Here is a 17,166-nt window from a genome sequence, read left to right on the forward strand (position 1 = left end):
TTTTTAAAATTTATTTTTAAAGTCATTAAACGGAACTTCGTAAAAACATCTTTTCCCATCTGGTAAAAATTCAGGGAATCCCAGTGCTGTAAAATCCTTGATCAGCTGTTCGGCATCCTTCTTATAAAGGAAGTCAAATCTTGACTTCGACTGCATTTTATTCCATTGGTTCTGATAATACTGCATAAATTCTTCTTCCGTTTTATACTCCAGGATCTCAAAAAGATTCTCGAGGAATTTCATGGCCTGTGTCTCTTTCAGCCCTTCCGGAAGTGAATCTATTCTCAGAACGCTTTCATGGGCAATTTTCATGTCAAACCCAAGCTCCGGAAGATATTTTTTAATAGAATTATATTTAGTCTTTTCTATTTCATTCATATGGTATTCCAGAGAAAACAAAAGTGCATGGCTGTTTGTATTTGATTTTTTGCCAGATGACGATTTGTTATTTTCAGAAACGACAAGCCTGTGCATCCTGCCCAGGTCCAACATCAGTGTTACATCTCCTTTATTGAACAGCCAATATCCGTTCGGAAGCCTCATCAGATCCTCATCAAAGTCTTCATCTTCAAACAGATTGATCTTGGAAGGTTCTGCTGTAATATTCTGATGATACATTTCCGTAAGATTCTGTATCTCTTCCGGAAGAACAACTGTTTTTTCTTCCAAAAACGGATTATAATCCTTATCTACAATGATCTCCGGCATTTTAATAACTCCGCCTCCACCATTACTTTTGCTTGGGACCGGCTTATTCATCATTTCATCAAGCTCAGGATCCCTGTCAAAATCAAGACTTGGAGAAACGTTATAAATCCCCAAAGATCTTTTTATTGTAGAGCGAAGCAAAGCAAAGATAAGATGTTCATCTTCAAATTTAACTTCTGTTTTCTGAGGATGGATATTAACATCTATTTTTTCCGGATCAAGTTCCAGATAAAGGAAAAATGTAGGAACATATCCTGGTAAAAGCAGCCCTTCAAAAGCTTCCTGAACTGCTTTGTTAAAATATGGGCTCTTAAAATATCTTCCGTTAACAAAAAGAAACTGCTCTCCTCTTGATTTTTTTGCTCCTTCCGGTTTAGCAACAAACCCATGAAGCTTACACCAGATAATATCTTCTTTTATAGGAATCAGCTGTGGCTGTAATTTCCTTCCGAAAATATCTACTATACGCTGCATCTGGCTTCCTTTCCTTAATCTGAAAACCGGTTCATCGTCATGAAACAATGAGAATTCCAGATTTTCATGAGCCAGTGCAACGCGCTGAAATTCATCAATTACATGCCTGAACTCAATATTATTATTTTTAAGGAATTTTCTTCTTGCAGGAACATTATAGAATAGGTTTTTTACCAAAAAATTAGATCCGTCTGCTGTCTGAACCGGATCCTGAAACTGAAAAACCCCTCCTTCAATATAAATATTTGTTCCAATGGCAGTATCTTTTTGTTTCGTTCTTAATTCGACTTGTGAAACCGCTGCAATAGAAGCAAGAGCCTCACCTCTGAAGCCTTTTGTCGCGATCTTAAAGATATCTTCTGTTCCCCTGATCTTGGAAGTAGCATGCCTTTCAAAGGCCATTCTTGCATCCGTTTCGGACATTCCTTTTCCGTCATCTACTACCTGGATCAGGTTTTTTCCGGCATCCCTGAGAATCAGTTCTATTTTCGTAGCCTCTGCATCTATTGCATTCTCCAAAAGCTCCTTTACAATGGATGCAGGTCTCTGCACCACTTCTCCTGCTGCAATTTGGTTAGCCACATGATCCGGTAAAAGTTGAATAATATCTGACATAAAAACGTAAATCAACTTACAAAAATAGTCAATGAAAACGGGAATTAAAACATTAAAACCGTGAATTAATATTTAATTATCAACATTTCAACAATGCACCTTTTTACAATCTATACACTAAACCGTTTATAACAACGGTTTTTCTAAAAGAACAATCCCCTATTGTTTTCACACAAATAGAGGATTGATTCACAGCTAGTTTATACAAAAATTAATAGTGATATTATATTATCATTCTATATTAGTCCTCAAAAACGAGTTTTCTCTTTTTTTCTCTTTTAGGGATACCATGGATTTTTTCATACAGATAGGCAACGAGGTTCGGTTTTTTATAAATTCTGTTATACCTGTATTTGGTGTTAAAATGTCGTACATGAATTTTATATGCATCATATCCGATAACAATCAGCAGACATACACTGATTACATAAAATACCCTGAATTCAAGATAATAATATGTTAATCCCGAAAAAACGGCCCCTAAAACATAAGCAATCATGATACTCATCAGCAGTTTTGCCCTTCCGATCAGCTCTCCGTTCTTCCTGTACTTTTTCTGAGTAAACATGGAAACCAGAATTCCAAGGTCAGTAGTGGTTCCCGTCAGATGGGTTGTTTTCACTGAAAAATTCGAGATACTTGCTGTTAATCCATTCTGAAGTCCCGTAGCAAACAGCATCAGTGCTACCAGGTATTCTGTTTCTTCCAGCGTTTTCTGATAATACAGCTGCCCATATACTCCAACAAAAAGAAGACATATGATTTCCAATACGATGGGCATTGCATGGGCAAAATATTTACTCTTTTTATTAAAGTTAATTACAATAAAATTGGATACAAAGCTTCCGGAAAAGAATAAAAAAATCCATCCTCCAACCACTGCAACCTGTGCCCAGTTTGCTTTACTGATTTCCGCTGCCAGTATAGCGTAATGTCCTGTCACATTTGACGTAAACGAAAGAAATATTAATAGGGATGCAATATTTATAGTACCTGCTGTAAATGCAGTCAGCGTCCCCAGTCTGATATTGTCTCCAAGTGTCCTGCTGTTACTATAATTTCTTAACATATTTTTATTTTAATTGTGTTTACTTAAGCCTCTACAAAGATCTCTGCAAGCTTTCCTCTTTCCGGAAGCTTCTCCCTGATCTCAACACTGATGTCATAAGATGGCAGATCTTTACATTTTTTGATATAAGGAATGATATCAAACCGCCCTTTTCCTTTGCTCTTAATAGAAGATGAATAATAAGCTTCTTCTACATTTTCTGCTTTTATATACTGATTGAATGTCCTCTGAAAGCTTCCCGTAAATACATCACAGATAATCTTATTGACCAAATGAGAATATTTATTCTTGATGATTCCATAAGCATCACAGAATTCATCCGGTCTTATCCTGTTGAAAATTGAAGTTTTTGTATTAAATAAAAGATCTCTTATAGAATCTCCTGAATCATACCCTGAAACCAGCATAATGTCATATTGGTTCTGATCTTCCGATGCTTCTTTCTCTCTTAGTACCTTTTTTAATATGTTTAATGACTCAAGCGAGAAATCCGTTGCAATTAAAATTGTTTTAGCCATGTTCTTTTTGTTTTGTGTTTACCATTTTTGATGATACAAAACTAGAACGACCATATTAAAAGATCTTTGGAATAGGATTAAAATGTCATTAAAGAGATTAAAATGAGATTAGAAAATTGTTAAGGAAATTAATGTGAAAAGATGGAAGGTGCCTAAGAGTGAGTTTCTAATCAAAAACAGGTTCCAGATAACTCTTCTATATCTCTTTCTGTGTGCTGTAAAAATTCGGGAAACGCATTTGTACTGTGGTACCCTGGTTCTCATGGGAGCTGACGATCAGTTCACCATGATGCATTCTTACAATGTTTCTGGCTAACGGAAGGCCAATTCCATATCCTTCATAGTTATTGGTATTGGAAGCTCTGAAAAAAGGATCATAGATTTTGTTCATTTCTATTTCCGGAATTCCGATTCCGTTATCTTTAACGATAATGTACACATCTGTATCGGTAGCACCTAAAGACACCTTTACCTGCTGGAAGTTGGAGTACTTACAGCCGTTACTGATAATGTTAGCCACAGCAAGATGAAGCAGCTGTTCATTTCCCTGTACTTTAAGCTTTTTCGGATTATCGGGAAGCATACTGATATCCAGGTAGATATTATTCCTTGAATCAATTCTTCTCAGGGTTTCAATAACATCCCAGAGCAGTTGATCCATTCTTACCTTATCCATTTTCTGGATCTTTCCGTCAAAACCGGTTTGGGCAATCATTAATAAGGCCTTGATTTTTTTATCGAGTTTCTCAGCTTCATCCAGGATGATCCCAAGAGTTTCTTGATATTCTTCCGGTGTTCTGTTGATAGAGAGGGCGACATCCGCTTCCCCCATAATCGAAGTTAACGGAGTTCTCAACTCATGTGATACATTTCCTATGAGATGATTCTGGGTTTCAAATGAGGTCTCAATGCGGTTAAGCATATCATTGAATGTATCTACCAGTTCATTCAGCTCTTTATTATCGGGCTGAGGCTCTAAACGTAAATGAAGGTTTTCAGAACTGATCTCCTTTACTTTTCCGGTAATTTTTAGAATAGGCTTAAATAAGGTCTTTGAAAGATAAAAGGAAAAAATCATACTGAAGAATAAAGACAAAACAATACAGGTAAGCAGTGTTCTTTTTAAAAATCCAAGATAATAGATCACATAATGATTCTTGGCAGAAGCAATAGCAATATAATCTTTATTGTCATATTTAAAGCTTTGCCCGATATAATAGAATTCTTTATCATTATAATTGGATTCTCCTTCCTTGATAATATTTTTAAAAAAATAGGCAGGAATATGAACCTCCTGGGATATTTTTTTGAAATTGGAATCAGTAGGCACAGCAAAAACATAATCTTTTTCCATGGGAAGTTCTTCATCATTCAGATTGCTGAGAATATAATTTTCAGGAAGATCGAGGTGATCTTTACTTTTTTCTATCTGAACAATGGTAGCTGTACGGATCTTTAACAGCTCATAAAACCTCTGATGTGAAAAGTTAACGATCGAAAAATAAACCAATCCACTGAACAGCAATATAATGGCGGTAAAAACCAACATTAAAAGAACCATTGTTTTGGTTTGATTTGTGATCACTTTATTAAACATCTGTTATGATTTTTTCAGCACGTACCCCATTCCAATTACAGTATGAATTAATTTATTGTCATCATGGTTATCCAGTTTCTTACGAAGATAATTCACGTAAACATCTACAACATTGGTTCCAAGCTCATAATTTACCCCCCAGACCGCGTCCAGAATTTCCGCCCTGGAAATTACTTTTTCAGGATTATTAAGGAAATACAGCAATAATTTATATTCCGTAGAAGTAAGGGTAATCTCCTCATCCCCCCTGGTTACTTTTTTACTATAATCATTGACCTTCAGGTCTGAGAACTGAAATACATGCTCGTTATCAGGCTCCGGTTCTATAGTTTCCTGTGGTCCGTTGTTATGGCTTCTCCTCAACAATGATTTTACCCTGGCTACCAATTCAATAAACTTAAAAGGCTTAACCAGATAATCATCTCCCCCGCTTTCCAGGCCCAGAACAATATTTTCAGAAGTTCCCAAAGCTGTCAGAAATAGAATAGGTACGCTCTGATTGGTTTTTCTGATCTCTTTACACACATCCAGCCCATTCATTTCCGGAAGCATAATGTCTAAAATTACCAGATCAAAATCATTAGCCTGCACCAACTGTACTCCTGTACGCCCGTCAAATGCTACAGAAATTTCATATCCATTTTCCTGAAGCCCCTTTTTAATAAAAGATACCACACTGGTTTCATCTTCGATAAGAATAATTTTTTTCATATGAAATAAGGAGATTTACAAAAATAGAGAAATTTTCTTAGGATGGGCAAAAGCCTTTTGTCTCAATAATAATTTTCAATGAATTGATTCCTCCTTTATCCAAACTCTATAGAATAATATTACCTTTGCTTTTAATAAAATGGCGAAAAATAATCCAGGTTAAATTACACACGGTATGAATGACTTTTTAATAGGTATCGGCAAGAGATTAAAGGATATTAGAAAAAAGAATAATTTAACCATTAACGAACTGGCTTTCAAAGCGAATGTGAGCAACGGTCTGGTTTCGAGGATTGAGAACGGAAGAACAATTCCTTCTCTTCCTGTTTTATTAGATCTGATCCAGTCGCTCGAGATTGACGCCAGTTATTTTTTTGAAGGAGTTGAGAAAAAATCTAACGCCAAATTCATTTATGTCCCGAAAGAAAGCCAGCAAATTATAGAAAAGGAAGTAGAAGCCGAAGGATTCAGGTATATGCATATCTTCAGCAAAAGTCTTCATTCTTTAGGCTTTGAAGCTGTTCTGCTGACTCTTGAACCCAATTCTAAAAGAGAAAAGGTCATTACTGACGCATGGGAATTCAAATACATCCTTAAAGGAGAAGTGAAATACGTGATTGACAATGAAGAGGTCATTTTAAAAGAAGGTGATTCTCTTTATTTTAACGGGAAGTTTCCTCACGTTCCGGTAAGTATCAGCAATGAAAGCTGTGTGATGCTTGTTCTTTACTTTTATACTGCTTAAATACATTTTTAACGTAAAGCTTTTTATTATTTTAACTTCCTACCTTAAGGGAGCAATGAGTAGAACAATTTCATTGTTTCTCTCTAATTGTGGGCATATGAAAAAGCTTCATTAACAATACGTCGCAGTCTTCAGTTTCTTAAAATATAACCCCATACGATCTTGCGTTTAAAATAAAACCCATTTTTCAATTTCTGCTGTCTATACGACACAAAAGTTTACAAATATGCAACTTTTATTTTCTCGTTTTCTTGCAAGATGAACGAAATATTAAGTAAAGACAAGCCTGTTTTGGAAGGTTTCTATTCCATTTATTTTCAGGAAAATATTTGTAAAAGTATTGAAATAGTGAATTTAAACCTTGTTTCAGTCTGTTTTCAAAGATTGGTATTAGTAGGTTTAAACGTAAAATAAGTGTAACAAAACAGACGTATTTGTTAATCAATACTTAATACAAAATATTTATATATATTAAAATTATTAGCTTGATTTGCATAAAAAATTTAATATATGTAAAAATGAAAACAAAATTAGAGAAATTACTTACCCTTGTTTTTGTCTGTTTCATTGTATTTGTTTCAGCGCAAAAACAGTTAATTATAGGAACTGTACTTGACGACAGCCAGCCTCTCCCCGGGGCCATAGTTAAAATAAGGGGCTTATCTAAAAATATAAAGACAGATATTGAAGGAAAATTTACCATAAATGACATCAAAGAAGGCCAATATACTTTACAAATCAGCTATATAGGGTATGAATCTTCAGATATTACTGTTGATCTGAAACCTGAGGAAACTATTGATTTAGGAATCATCAGACTTTCCCAACCCCGAAAGAACATTGATGAAGTAGTGGTAACCGGAACGTTGAAAAATACGGAAGCAAGAGCTTTAAATCTTCAGAAAAATGCTATCAACATTACCAATGTCATTGCCTCAGACGGAATAGGAAAACTTCCGGACAGAAATGCAGCAGAGACGGTACAGCGTGTACAGGGAGTTTCTATCGAAAGAGACCAGGGAGAAGGAAGGTTTGTTTCCCTGAGAGGTCTGCCGCCATTCTGGGCTTCTACAACGATCAATGGAAACAGACTTCCCACTGCTGAGGAAGAAACCACTTCCAGAGCTACAGCATTCGACTTCTTTCCTACAGAACTGATCTCATATGTACATGTAAATAAATCATTTACCCCTGATATCGAAGCTGACGGAATTGGTGGTGGTGTCAATTTCATTACCAAAACGCCACCGATGAAAACAGAATTTAAAGCCACCATAGAAAGTGGTTATAATGCCAAAGCTGATAAAGGTGTTTACAACCTTGGATTTTTGTATGGAGGAAGAACAAAAGATAAAAAATTCGGGTATTTATTCAATTTTGCTCATTTCATAAGAAACTGGTCTACCGATAATTTCGAGGCAAGAAGAAGCGGTGATGAAGGAGTTTTCAGAATGGAACTTCGTGATTATAACGGGGTCAGGAAAACAACAGGAATCAACACCGCTTTTGAATATGTATTGTCTCCAAAAACAACCTTCTATTTAAAGGGAATGTATGGTACATTATCGGATGACGAAACCCATTATAAACACAGGGTCCGGTTTGATAAATTCAGCAGCACAAACAATACGGCAAGAGTAGAGCTTCAGAATATCCACAACTTACTGATAACGGAGCTTACCTCTGTTTCTTTGGGAGCTGTTCACAATTTAAATAAGGGAAAAATCGACTGGGATTTATCTTACTACGACAACAAATTCAAGTATGGAAATATCCCTGATAAACAGAACAATTCTTATTATGTTATCAAATATTCCCAATCCGGTGTTGGCATCAATCCTGATTATATTTCAGATCATGGAAATGGCCCAAGAGCGTATTGGAAAGCAGATGGTGGGAAATTGGATTATAAAAATCCGGATGCTTTATTTGGTTTCTATAGCAATCCGGACTTTAAAATGGATGCTTCCCAAATGAAATTTACAGATCTTGAATTTTATAAAGTCTTTGTGGAAGAAAAGGACAAAATTGTAGCAGCTTTCAATCATGAAATCAATACTTCAGATAAACTGACATTAAAGTATGGTTTTAAGTACAGAGATAAAGAACGTAATGCAAGGTTCTCTGATATTTTTTACAACTGGAGCGATGGAACCGTACCACTACTGTCCGATTATTCTCAATATATCACGACACAGCCTAATGGTTCAAGATATTTAAGTGAAATGAATTCCCATATCGGCAATACTTTTGGTCCGGTACTTTCTACCACAGGAATGAACCAGTTCTGGTATGATCATCAGGGAAACCTGAAGATTAATACTGCAGATTCTGAAGCACTTGAATATAATAAAGCATTAGGAAGAAACTTTGATGTGTTTGAAAAGCACGCGGATGCTTATGGAATGGCAACGTACAAACTGAATGATAAGATCATCATTTTAGGAGGAATCAGATTATCAAATACCCATACAAAAGTAAAAGGGTACAACTTGAATGATGATGTACTGACACCGGTAGAAAACACCAAAAATTACCTGGCAGTTCTTCCGATGATCCATTTAAAATATACATTAAATGATAAAACCAACCTCCGTTTTGCTGCAACCAGAACTTTCTCAAGACCTAATTTCGGGGATCTGACTCCGGGAGGAACTTATATTGAAGCAGACAACGAATTTAAAGGAGGAAACCCGAATCTTAACCCTACGTATTCTTTGAATTTTGATCTGATGGGAGAATATTATTTTTCCAATGTAGGGATTCTGAGCGGTGGTATTTTCTATAAATCCATTACAGATCCTATTTTCCAGGACTCCTTTATCGGAAACTATAACGGAATCAGCGGGGTACAGTTTTCAGCACCTAATAATGGAAAAGCGGCATGGCTGGGAGGAATTGAGCTTGGAATTAACAAGAGATTTGACTTCCTTCCAGGGGTTTTACAGTACTTCGGAGTACAGCTGAATGCTACATTTATGACTTCTGAAATGGAAAAGCCAGGCGGGAGAAAGGTAGCACTTCCCTATCAGGCAAAGGAATTGTATAACGCACAGCTTTTCTTTGAGAAAAAAGGATTCAATGCAAGGCTTGCTTACAATTATAAAGGAAAATATGCTGTAGAATATGCTGAAGAGGATATCAATGACTCTTATTATGGTAAATACAGTAATCTGGACTTCGGAGGTTCTTATCAGTTTACGAAATACCTGACTTTATATGCTGATGTGAACAATATCCTGAACAAACCCCTGATCTATCATTTTGGTAAAAATGAAGACCGTCCGGAGCAGGTGGAATATTATGGAGTACGATTCAATCTTGGAATAAAACTGAACTTCTGACCCATTACTATGGACAAAACCATCAATAAAAAAACACTGGTAACACTGAAGGCTGCTTTTGCTGCTTTCGGTGTTTACTTCTGCATGTACGGTTTCAGGAAACCTTTTACCGTCGCATCTTTCGAGGGACTTTCTTATTTAGGAGTAGATTATAAGATTCTGATTATCATTGCCCAGGCTGTAGGATATTTTATCTCGAAATTCATCGGAATTAAATTTATTTCGGAACTGAAACCTCAGAAAAGAATTACTTACCTGTTCATTTTCATTACCATAGCCGAACTGGCATTGTTGGGATTTGCAGCAGTTCCCGCTCCTTACAATATTATATTCATGTTGATCAATGGTATTCCGTTGGGAATGATCTGGGGAATTGTTTTCTCTTATATTGAAGGGCGGAAAACCACAGAAATCATCGGATTATTTTTATGTTCAAGCTTTGTGGTCTCTTCAGGATTTACAAAATCTGCAGGAAAATTCCTGATGGATACTTTCTCGGTTTCAGAATTCTGGATGCCTTTTTCAACCGGACTTGTTTTTATTATTCCATTGATTTTTTTCGGGCTGTTACTTGAAAGGATTCCTAAACCTTCGGAAGAAGATATTTTACTTAAAAATAAGAGACAACCGCTGAATGGTTCGGAAAGAAAAGCTTTGATCCAGCAGTTTTTTGTTCCGATTGTTTGTATCATATTTTTGTATATCAGCTTAACGGTTCTAAGGGATTTCAGAGATAATTTCAACCGGGAAATCTGGGACGGACTGAACTTTAGTTTTGACAGTTCCATTTTCACCTTAACGGAAATTCCAATTGCGGTAATGGTTCTTGTGGTCTTAAGCTTTATGGTAAGAGTAAAAAACAACAAAAAGGCATTTGCATATTACCATTACATCCTTTTTGCGGGCATTCTTACAGTAGGACTTTCTACTTATCTGTTTCAGCAGGAGTTTTTGTCTCCTTTCTTATGGATGACGATTTCAGGATTGGGAATGTACATCTGCTATATTCCTTTCAATGGAATTTATTTTGACAGGATGATCGCAGCTTTTGAAATCAAAGGAAATGTAGGTTTTCTGATCTATATTGTAGATTCTTTTGGTTACCTGGGAAGCGTGTTGATCCTGCTGTATAAAAACTTTGGTTCGGCTCAGACTTCGTGGTTGCATTTTTATATTAACTTAAATTATATCATCGCTATAACGGTTTTTGTTCTTTCGGTAATTGCATTTCTGGCTTTCAGAAAAAGGTCAAAACCTAAATCTAATCAATTCATCAATTTCGATACGTCGAAAATTTTATAAATTATAGTACAATGACAACAAAATTTGATTTACTCGTTGTAGGAGGTGGAATTTTAGGAACATTCCATGCTTATCATGCGCTGAAGAAAAATCTTAAGGTAGCTTTACTTGAAAGAAATTCTGTTCCTCAGGGGGCTACTGTGAGGAATTTCGGACAGGTAGTGCCATCCGGTATGGATCTTAAATGGCAGAATTTCGGAAGGGAGAGTCTGGCAATATACAATGAACTTCATAAGCACGCAGACCTTACCATCAGACAAAACGGATCTGTATATATTGCTTCAAACGATGAAGAACTTCAGCTGATTGAAGAGCTTTATGAAATCAACAGAAATAATGATTATGAATCTGTTTTATTATCTAAAAACGACTGCATCAAGAAATTTGACGGTCTCCGTTCAGATTATTGCAAGGGAGGGTTATTTTTCCCTCAGGAACTTTCAGTAGATTCTGCAGATATGATTCTAAAGCTTCATAAGCTGCTTCAGGAAAAAATGGGGCTGAAGATTTTCTATAATACAACAGTTCTCGAAACCTATGAAGATGATCAGGAATGTACAGCTGTAACCGCTGAAGGAACAGAAATCAATGCTTCCAAAATCATTATCTGCGGTGGGCATGAGTTTAAAACTTTATATCCTAAAGTATTCAATGACAGCGACCTGGAAGTCAGCAAACTGCAGATGCTTCAGACCAGACCGCAGGGAATTTATTCGCTTCAGGGAAATATCCTTACCGGGCTTTCAGTCAGAAGATACGAATCATTCAGCGAATGTCCTTCTTTTCAGAAAATCAAGGCTTTAGAAGATCCGAACTCTTTTGAAAAGAAATACGGTATTCACATTTTATTCAAACAGGCTCTTGACGGTTCTGTGATCATAGGAGATTCACATGAATATGCAGATGCTAAAAATGCTGATGATCTTGGATATGATCTTAATATGGAGATTGATGAATTCATGATTCATGAGGCTAAGAAAATTATTGATCTTCCTGCCTATGAAATCCAGAGAAGATGGTTCGGAATCTATTCCCAGTGCAAAACAAAAGATATTTTTGAGCACAGTCCATCTGCCAATATTCATATTGTAACGGGTATCGGAGGAAAAGGAATGACGGGAAGCGGTGGCTTCTCCAAGTTTAATATTGAAAAAATTTACGCATAAAATTGAAATGAAAAATATAGAATTATTAGTTCTGGACATGGCCGGAACAACGATTGATGAAGATAATGTAGTATATAAAACACTTACCAGCGCTGTGAATGATTACGGCTATCCCGTAAGTCTTGAAAAAGTATTATCCAGCTGTGCCGGGATGGAAAAACTGGAAGCCATCACAAGTCTTTTAAAAGAAATTAATGGTAAAGAAGAAGACGCTCCTGCAATTTTTGAGAAATTTTCTGAGCAGCTAAAGGAATCATATAAGAATCTGGATGTAAAGCCTATCAACGGGACTGAAGATTTCCTTCTCAGCATGAAGTCTCAAAACAAAAAAATTGTTTTAAATACAGGTTATACCTCTGAAATCGCCCATCAGCTGTTGAACAAACTTAACTGGAAAGAAAACGTTCACTTTGATGCTTTGATTACCGCGGATGATGTTTCTGAAAGCCGCCCAAGCCCTGAAATGATTTATCTGGCAATGAAAAAATTTAATATTACTGAAGCCAATAAAGTTTTAAAGGCTGGCGACTCTGTTATTGATATTGAGGAAGGTAAAAATGCCGGATGTGGATTAACGGTAGCTGTTCTTTCAGGCGCCCAAGGTAAATCAGAACTTGAAAAGGCTGCCCCGGATTATATTCTGAATACCATTTCTGAGGCAACCGGGATCCTTTAGCAACTTTTTTCAACATACTTTAAATACTTCCTGACACAAATGTTTTCATAGTTCTTCTATTGGAAATATTTGTGTTTTTACACCCGTTACACTTCCAATCTGACACCTTCCGGAGGAATTTCGTACGTTCGATCGAATATTTGTTAAAATCGGAAATTTCCAGATGTTGTTTTGAACTTTATATTTCCTGACTTAAAATAAAAACATTTTCTTTTGCGGCTTTTGTAGTTAATATATAACCTTTTCGCGAACTTTTTAATTATCAATTATTTAACTTTCAATTCATAAATGTTTACAAATGGTAAACTAATTTTACAATAGTAAAAAATAAATTACTATTTGTAAACATTCAAAATTCTTTCCCCATGAAAACAAAACTATTCTCAATGGCTGTTGTAATGAGCTGTTTCCTTGGAGCTCAGACCAAAAAAGTTCTTTTTATCGGTATTGACGGATGCCGCCCAGATGTCATGATGTCTACCCCAACTCCTAACATTCAGAACCTCATCAGCCAGTCAATTTATTCTATAGACGGGCTTTGCGCTGCCACTACCTGGAGCGGAAACGGATGGAGCACTATGCTTACCGGAGTATGGCACACCAAACATAATGTTCAGGATAATAATTTTACCAATCCGAACTATGTTAATTACCCAGATTTTTTAACAAGAGCAGAAACTTATAACCCTGGTTTAAGAACCATTTCTCTGGCTCACTGGTCGCCTATCAACGACAAAATTATCCAAAATGCTGATGTAAAAACCAATCTGGCAACGGATCTGGCGGTGAAAAATGCAGCCGTAACGGCTTTACAGAATGACAATCCAGATATTCTCTTCATAGACTTTGATGATGTAGACCACGCAGGACATTCTTATGGATTCTCATCTACTGTTCCTCAATACGTTTCTTCTATTAAGACAACTGATACTTATATCGGAGAAATTGTTTCCGCAATGAAAAGAAGAGCATCCTATAACAATGAAGACTGGCTAGTCGTACTGACCACAGATCATGGAGCAGTAAACACTTCGCACGGAGGCGGAAATCTTTCTGAAAGAAATATTTTTACGGTTTACTCCAATCCCGGATTTACTCCTCAACAGATCAGCAGAACCGTTCTGGAATCCAATAAAACCTTTAATCAGCTGAATTTCCCGGCAGGAACATACGCAAAACCATCCAGCCAGAATTCTTTCAATTTTGGAGCAAATCAGGATTTTACGATTGAGTTTTGGGTCAAACCTAATGCAGCTTATTCCAGTGACCCAGTGATGATCAGCAATAAAAACTGGGCTAACGGAAAAAATAAAGGCTTTGTTTTCTCAGGATATTCCGGACAGACATTTAAGATGAATATAGGTGATGGAACCAACAGAATTGACCTGGTGGGAGGCAAGATGGAAACAAATAAATGGAAACATATTGCTGCCAGCTTTGACAGGGACGGCCTTGTAACGCTGTATGAGGATGGCGCTCCGGTAACTTTTGCTAAAATGAACACGATCGGAAATATTGATTCAGGACTTCCTTTGACATTAAATCAGGATGGGACAAATGTCTATGGAATCAATCTGGCCGCTTCTTACAAAGATATAAGAATATGGAAATCAGCTCTTCCCAACGATGTTATTGTGAATTGGGCTCATCAGGATATTACACCTTCACATCCTTATTATTCTCAACTATTAGCCAACTGGAAATGTAACGAAACTTCAGGAAATACTTTAGCAGATTTCAGCCCAAACGCCAATAGTATGACCATAACAGGCTCTCCGGCTTATAACGTCAATACGGTCAACAATTTTAAGGTGTATGATTATACTTCAACAACAAGAGAAACAGACCATTTGCCTACAGTATTGAACTGGCTTTGTATTCCGGTACAGACATCCTGGGGAATCGATGGTGTTAACAGAATTCCGGAATGTTCCCGGGAAACATTAGCAACAAGGGAAATTAAAGAAACAGGTGATGGCTTTAAAATCTATCCGAATCCTGTTTCAGCATTTATTAACATTCAGTATAAATCAGGTCATAAAACAATTACAGCAGAAATCATTGATAATAAAGGCTCAGTTGTTTCAACGGTACATTTGCAATCTTCAACAGGCCACTATGATGAAAAACTCAATGTTGAAAATCTTCCGGCAGGAACATATTTTATTAAAATCAGCGGAAGCAAAAAGTCACAGATAAAGACTTTTATCAAGAAATAAAACAGTAAAGCAATTAGATTTAAATTTTGATCTTAGAACAAGGACATTTCTGCCCGGGTTCTAAGATTTTTTTTGCTTATTTGTTGAAAATCAACTCCATCTGTACATCTGCACGGTCATACTCGGCCTTGCTTACAGGAGTATGGATAAAACCAAGCTTTTCATAGAGTTTAATAGCCGGAACAAGTATAGAATTCGTTACTAAAAAGACTTTTTCAGCGTTTAATTCTTTCGCTTTTTCCACTAAAGTATTTCCCAGCAGGTATCCCAACTTCTTTCCCTGGGCTTTAGGGCTTACTGCCATCTTTGACAGTTCAAAAGTAAGAGGATGATCCTCCATTTTTACCAATGCGCAGGTTCCTACTACTTCACCATCCAGCAAAGCGAAGATAATGTGCCCGTCTTTATTTAAAATCTCCTCTTCCGGATGATCCAGCAGCTTATAATCTCCGGGCTCCATGACAAAAAATGTTTTGATCCATTCTTCATTCAAAGCCTTGAAAGCTTCTTTATACTGAGGTTCATAGGCTACAATTGTTACTTCATTCTTAATATCATTCATTGCTATAAGATTTATTTAATTCTGTTCTTTATCATTTTTCCCAGTTTCTCGAGGTCGCTTTCCACTCTGTCTGTCCATTCTAATGCATAATTTAGCCGCATACAATTCTGATATTGATTATATTGTGAAAACATTCTTCCGGGAGCAAAGTTTATTTTTTGCTCAAAAGCAATATCATAAAGATCTTCTGTACAAATTCTCTTATCCAGTTCCAGCCAGAGCATAAAACCTCCTTTGGGCTCTGAAATCTTAGTATTATCAGGAAAATATTCAGCCACAGATTTCTGAATCTGAAGATAATTGGCATATAGCTTTTTCCTGAACATTCTCAGGTGATGATCGTACCTCCCATGAGTCAGGAAATCAGAGATCACATCTGAAAATAATGACGGACTGGAAACGGTCTGAACCAGTTTCTGACGGATAATTTTTTCTTTAAATTTTCCGGGGGCCACCCATCCTGTCCTGAAACCGGGAGCCAGTGTTTTGGAAACCGATCCCACCCACATCACAATTCCAGCTTCATCATAAAATTTACAGGGTTTTGGTCTTCCTGCCCCGAAATAGATGTTTCCATAGACATCATCTTCAATGAGAGGCACATTGTACTCAGTAAGCATTTTTACCAATTCCTTTTTATTTTCATCCGGCATCTGGAACCCTAAAGGATTGTTATAATTGACTACAAAACAGCATGCAGAAAGCTTTGGGAGTACCTTTTTTAAGGCGTCCAGATCCACACCGGTAATAGGATGAGTAGGAATCTCCACTGCTTTCAGTCCCAACAGATGAATAGCCTGAAGAATTCCGAAATAGACAGGGCTTTCTACAGCTACACAATCTCCGGGTTTCGTAACCGCCATCAGGCAGTTATACACGCCATTCATTGCTCCGGAAGTAATCACCAGGTCATCTTCTGTAATTTTTCCTTCCATTACAATGGACCATTTGGCAATTTCACGCCGAAGCTGTTCACTTCCCTGCACCGACTCGTAATTGACTCCGCTGTCACTTTTCTTCTTTACAACATCAATCATACATTTCTTCATCTTAGCCACCGGAAGAAGGCTTTTTCCCGGAATTCCCAACGCAAACTGCGTTACATCCGTACCGGCAATTGTTCCGAATACTTTATCAAAAAGATCCTGTGGGCTATTTTCTTCTTCTGAATGTTTCATTTGAGCTACAGAAGGCAGGGCCAGTTTTCTTTGGGAAGACTGGCTTACATAATACCCATATTTTGGCCGTGACTCTACCAAAGATCGGCTTTCAAGCTCCATATAAGCCTGTTTTATGGTATTCAGACTTACATTATACAGTTTTTGGGCACTTCTCAGCGAAGGAAGCCTGTCCCCAAACTGCAGGGTTTCGCTCTTAATCTGCTCTGTGACAGAATTGGCTATTTTAAGGTACAGAACATCTTTAGACATACAATCAGTTTTAAGTAAATGTACAATTTT

At 36.8% G+C, this 17,166-nt stretch carries 13 protein-coding genes; 6 read left to right on the forward strand and 7 right to left on the reverse strand.

The genetic code is table 11. The features are described 5' to 3' along the window. Positions 1-3: 3 nt before the first annotated feature. The 5 genes from mutL to DRF59_RS05310 all read right to left on the reverse strand — a co-directional run bounded on the left by mutL (position 4) and on the right by DRF59_RS05310 (position 5,692). On the reverse strand, positions 4-1,797 hold the full coding sequence (mutL, locus tag DRF59_RS05290) for a DNA mismatch repair endonuclease MutL (protein WP_115957494.1): 1,794 nt from the start codon (positions 1,795-1,797) through the stop codon (positions 4-6). A 241-nt stretch (positions 1,798-2,038) separates the two neighbouring features. Beyond that, a complete protein-coding gene (locus DRF59_RS05295; protein WP_115957496.1) occupies positions 2,039-2,866 on the reverse strand; it encodes a YoaK family protein in 828 nt (275 codons plus the stop codon). 23 nt (positions 2,867-2,889) lie between these two features. Further along, on the reverse strand, positions 2,890-3,384 hold the full coding sequence (locus tag DRF59_RS05300) for a hypothetical protein (protein ID WP_115957498.1): 495 nt from the start codon (positions 3,382-3,384) through the stop codon (positions 2,890-2,892). Positions 3,385-3,580: 196 nt separating this feature from the next. Then, positions 3,581-4,981 (reverse strand): sensor histidine kinase, encoded by a 1,401-nt coding sequence (locus tag DRF59_RS05305; protein WP_115957500.1) that lies wholly within the window; start codon positions 4,979-4,981, stop codon positions 3,581-3,583. 3 nt (positions 4,982-4,984) lie between these two features. Beyond that, positions 4,985-5,692 carry a response regulator transcription factor gene (locus DRF59_RS05310; protein ID WP_115957502.1) on the reverse strand — a complete coding sequence of 236 codons (708 nt, stop codon included), beginning with the start codon at positions 5,690-5,692 and terminating at the stop codon, positions 4,985-4,987. A 175-nt stretch (positions 5,693-5,867) separates the two neighbouring features. Between DRF59_RS05310 and DRF59_RS05315 the strand changes: the two genes are divergently transcribed. From DRF59_RS05315 to DRF59_RS05340, 6 genes are all read left to right on the forward strand, one after another. Continuing rightward, positions 5,868-6,437 carry a helix-turn-helix domain-containing protein gene (locus DRF59_RS05315; protein ID WP_115957504.1) on the forward strand — a complete coding sequence of 190 codons (570 nt, stop codon included), beginning with the start codon at positions 5,868-5,870 and terminating at the stop codon, positions 6,435-6,437. 518 nt (positions 6,438-6,955) lie between these two features. Further along, positions 6,956-9,781, forward strand: coding sequence for a TonB-dependent receptor (locus DRF59_RS05320; protein WP_115957506.1), 2,826 nt, complete (start codon positions 6,956-6,958; stop codon positions 9,779-9,781). A gap of 9 nt (positions 9,782-9,790) precedes the next feature. After that, positions 9,791-11,083, forward strand: a complete 1,293-nt coding sequence (locus DRF59_RS05325) for a DUF5690 family protein (protein ID WP_115957508.1) — start codon at positions 9,791-9,793, stop codon at positions 11,081-11,083. A gap of 11 nt (positions 11,084-11,094) precedes the next feature. After that, a complete protein-coding gene (locus DRF59_RS05330; protein ID WP_115957510.1) occupies positions 11,095-12,249 on the forward strand; it encodes a TIGR03364 family FAD-dependent oxidoreductase in 1,155 nt (384 codons plus the stop codon). A 7-nt stretch (positions 12,250-12,256) separates the two neighbouring features. Continuing rightward, positions 12,257-12,925, forward strand: a complete 669-nt coding sequence (locus DRF59_RS05335) for an HAD-IA family hydrolase (RefSeq protein ID WP_115957667.1) — start codon at positions 12,257-12,259, stop codon at positions 12,923-12,925. 365 nt (positions 12,926-13,290) lie between these two features. Then, entirely contained in the window at positions 13,291-15,144 is a 1,854-nt protein-coding gene (locus DRF59_RS05340; RefSeq protein ID WP_115957512.1) for an alkaline phosphatase family protein, read from the forward strand. A gap of 76 nt (positions 15,145-15,220) precedes the next feature. Here DRF59_RS05340 and DRF59_RS05345 read toward each other — a convergent pair whose 3' ends face one another. Both DRF59_RS05345 and DRF59_RS05350 read right to left on the reverse strand, forming a co-directional pair. Then, the gene (locus DRF59_RS05345) at positions 15,221-15,706 is read right to left on the reverse strand and encodes a GNAT family N-acetyltransferase (protein WP_115957514.1); all 486 of its coding nucleotides are present in this window, start codon (positions 15,704-15,706) and stop codon (positions 15,221-15,223) included. 11 nt (positions 15,707-15,717) lie between these two features. Next, positions 15,718-17,136 (reverse strand): aminotransferase-like domain-containing protein, encoded by a 1,419-nt coding sequence (locus DRF59_RS05350; protein ID WP_115957516.1) that lies wholly within the window; start codon positions 17,134-17,136, stop codon positions 15,718-15,720. Positions 17,137-17,166 lie beyond the last annotated feature (30 nt).

The sequence above is a fragment of the Chryseobacterium flavum genome (genome assembly GCF_003385595.1).
GTDB lineage: Bacteria > Bacteroidota > Bacteroidia > Flavobacteriales > Weeksellaceae > Chryseobacterium > Chryseobacterium flavum.

Bases quoted from the DNA above. Each gene is read 5' to 3' on its own strand.
- DRF59_RS05330 (WP_115957510.1), top strand. From the start codon at position 11,095: ATGACAACAAAATTTGATTTACTCGTTGTAGGAGGTGGAATTTTAGGA.
- DRF59_RS05325 (WP_115957508.1), top strand. From the start codon at position 9,791: ATGGACAAAACCATCAATAAAAAAACACTGGTAACACTGAAGGCTGCT.
- DRF59_RS05305 (WP_115957500.1), bottom strand. From the start codon at position 4,981: ATGTTTAATAAAGTGATCACAAATCAAACCAAAACAATGGTTCTTTTA.
- DRF59_RS05345 (WP_115957514.1), bottom strand. From the start codon at position 15,706: ATGAATGATATTAAGAATGAAGTAACAATTGTAGCCTATGAACCTCAG.
- DRF59_RS05320 (WP_115957506.1), top strand. From the start codon at position 6,956: ATGAAAACAAAATTAGAGAAATTACTTACCCTTGTTTTTGTCTGTTTC.
- DRF59_RS05295 (WP_115957496.1), bottom strand. From the start codon at position 2,866: ATGTTAAGAAATTATAGTAACAGCAGGACACTTGGAGACAATATCAGA.
- DRF59_RS05310 (WP_115957502.1), bottom strand. From the start codon at position 5,692: ATGAAAAAAATTATTCTTATCGAAGATGAAACCAGTGTGGTATCTTTT.
- DRF59_RS05315 (WP_115957504.1), top strand. From the start codon at position 5,868: ATGAATGACTTTTTAATAGGTATCGGCAAGAGATTAAAGGATATTAGA.
- DRF59_RS05340 (WP_115957512.1), top strand. From the start codon at position 13,291: ATGAAAACAAAACTATTCTCAATGGCTGTTGTAATGAGCTGTTTCCTT.
- DRF59_RS05350 (WP_115957516.1), bottom strand. From the start codon at position 17,136: ATGTCTAAAGATGTTCTGTACCTTAAAATAGCCAATTCTGTCACAGAG.
- mutL (WP_115957494.1), bottom strand. From the start codon at position 1,797: ATGTCAGATATTATTCAACTTTTACCGGATCATGTGGCTAACCAAATT.
- DRF59_RS05300 (WP_115957498.1), bottom strand. From the start codon at position 3,384: ATGGCTAAAACAATTTTAATTGCAACGGATTTCTCGCTTGAGTCATTA.
- DRF59_RS05335 (WP_115957667.1), top strand. From the start codon at position 12,257: ATGAAAAATATAGAATTATTAGTTCTGGACATGGCCGGAACAACGATT.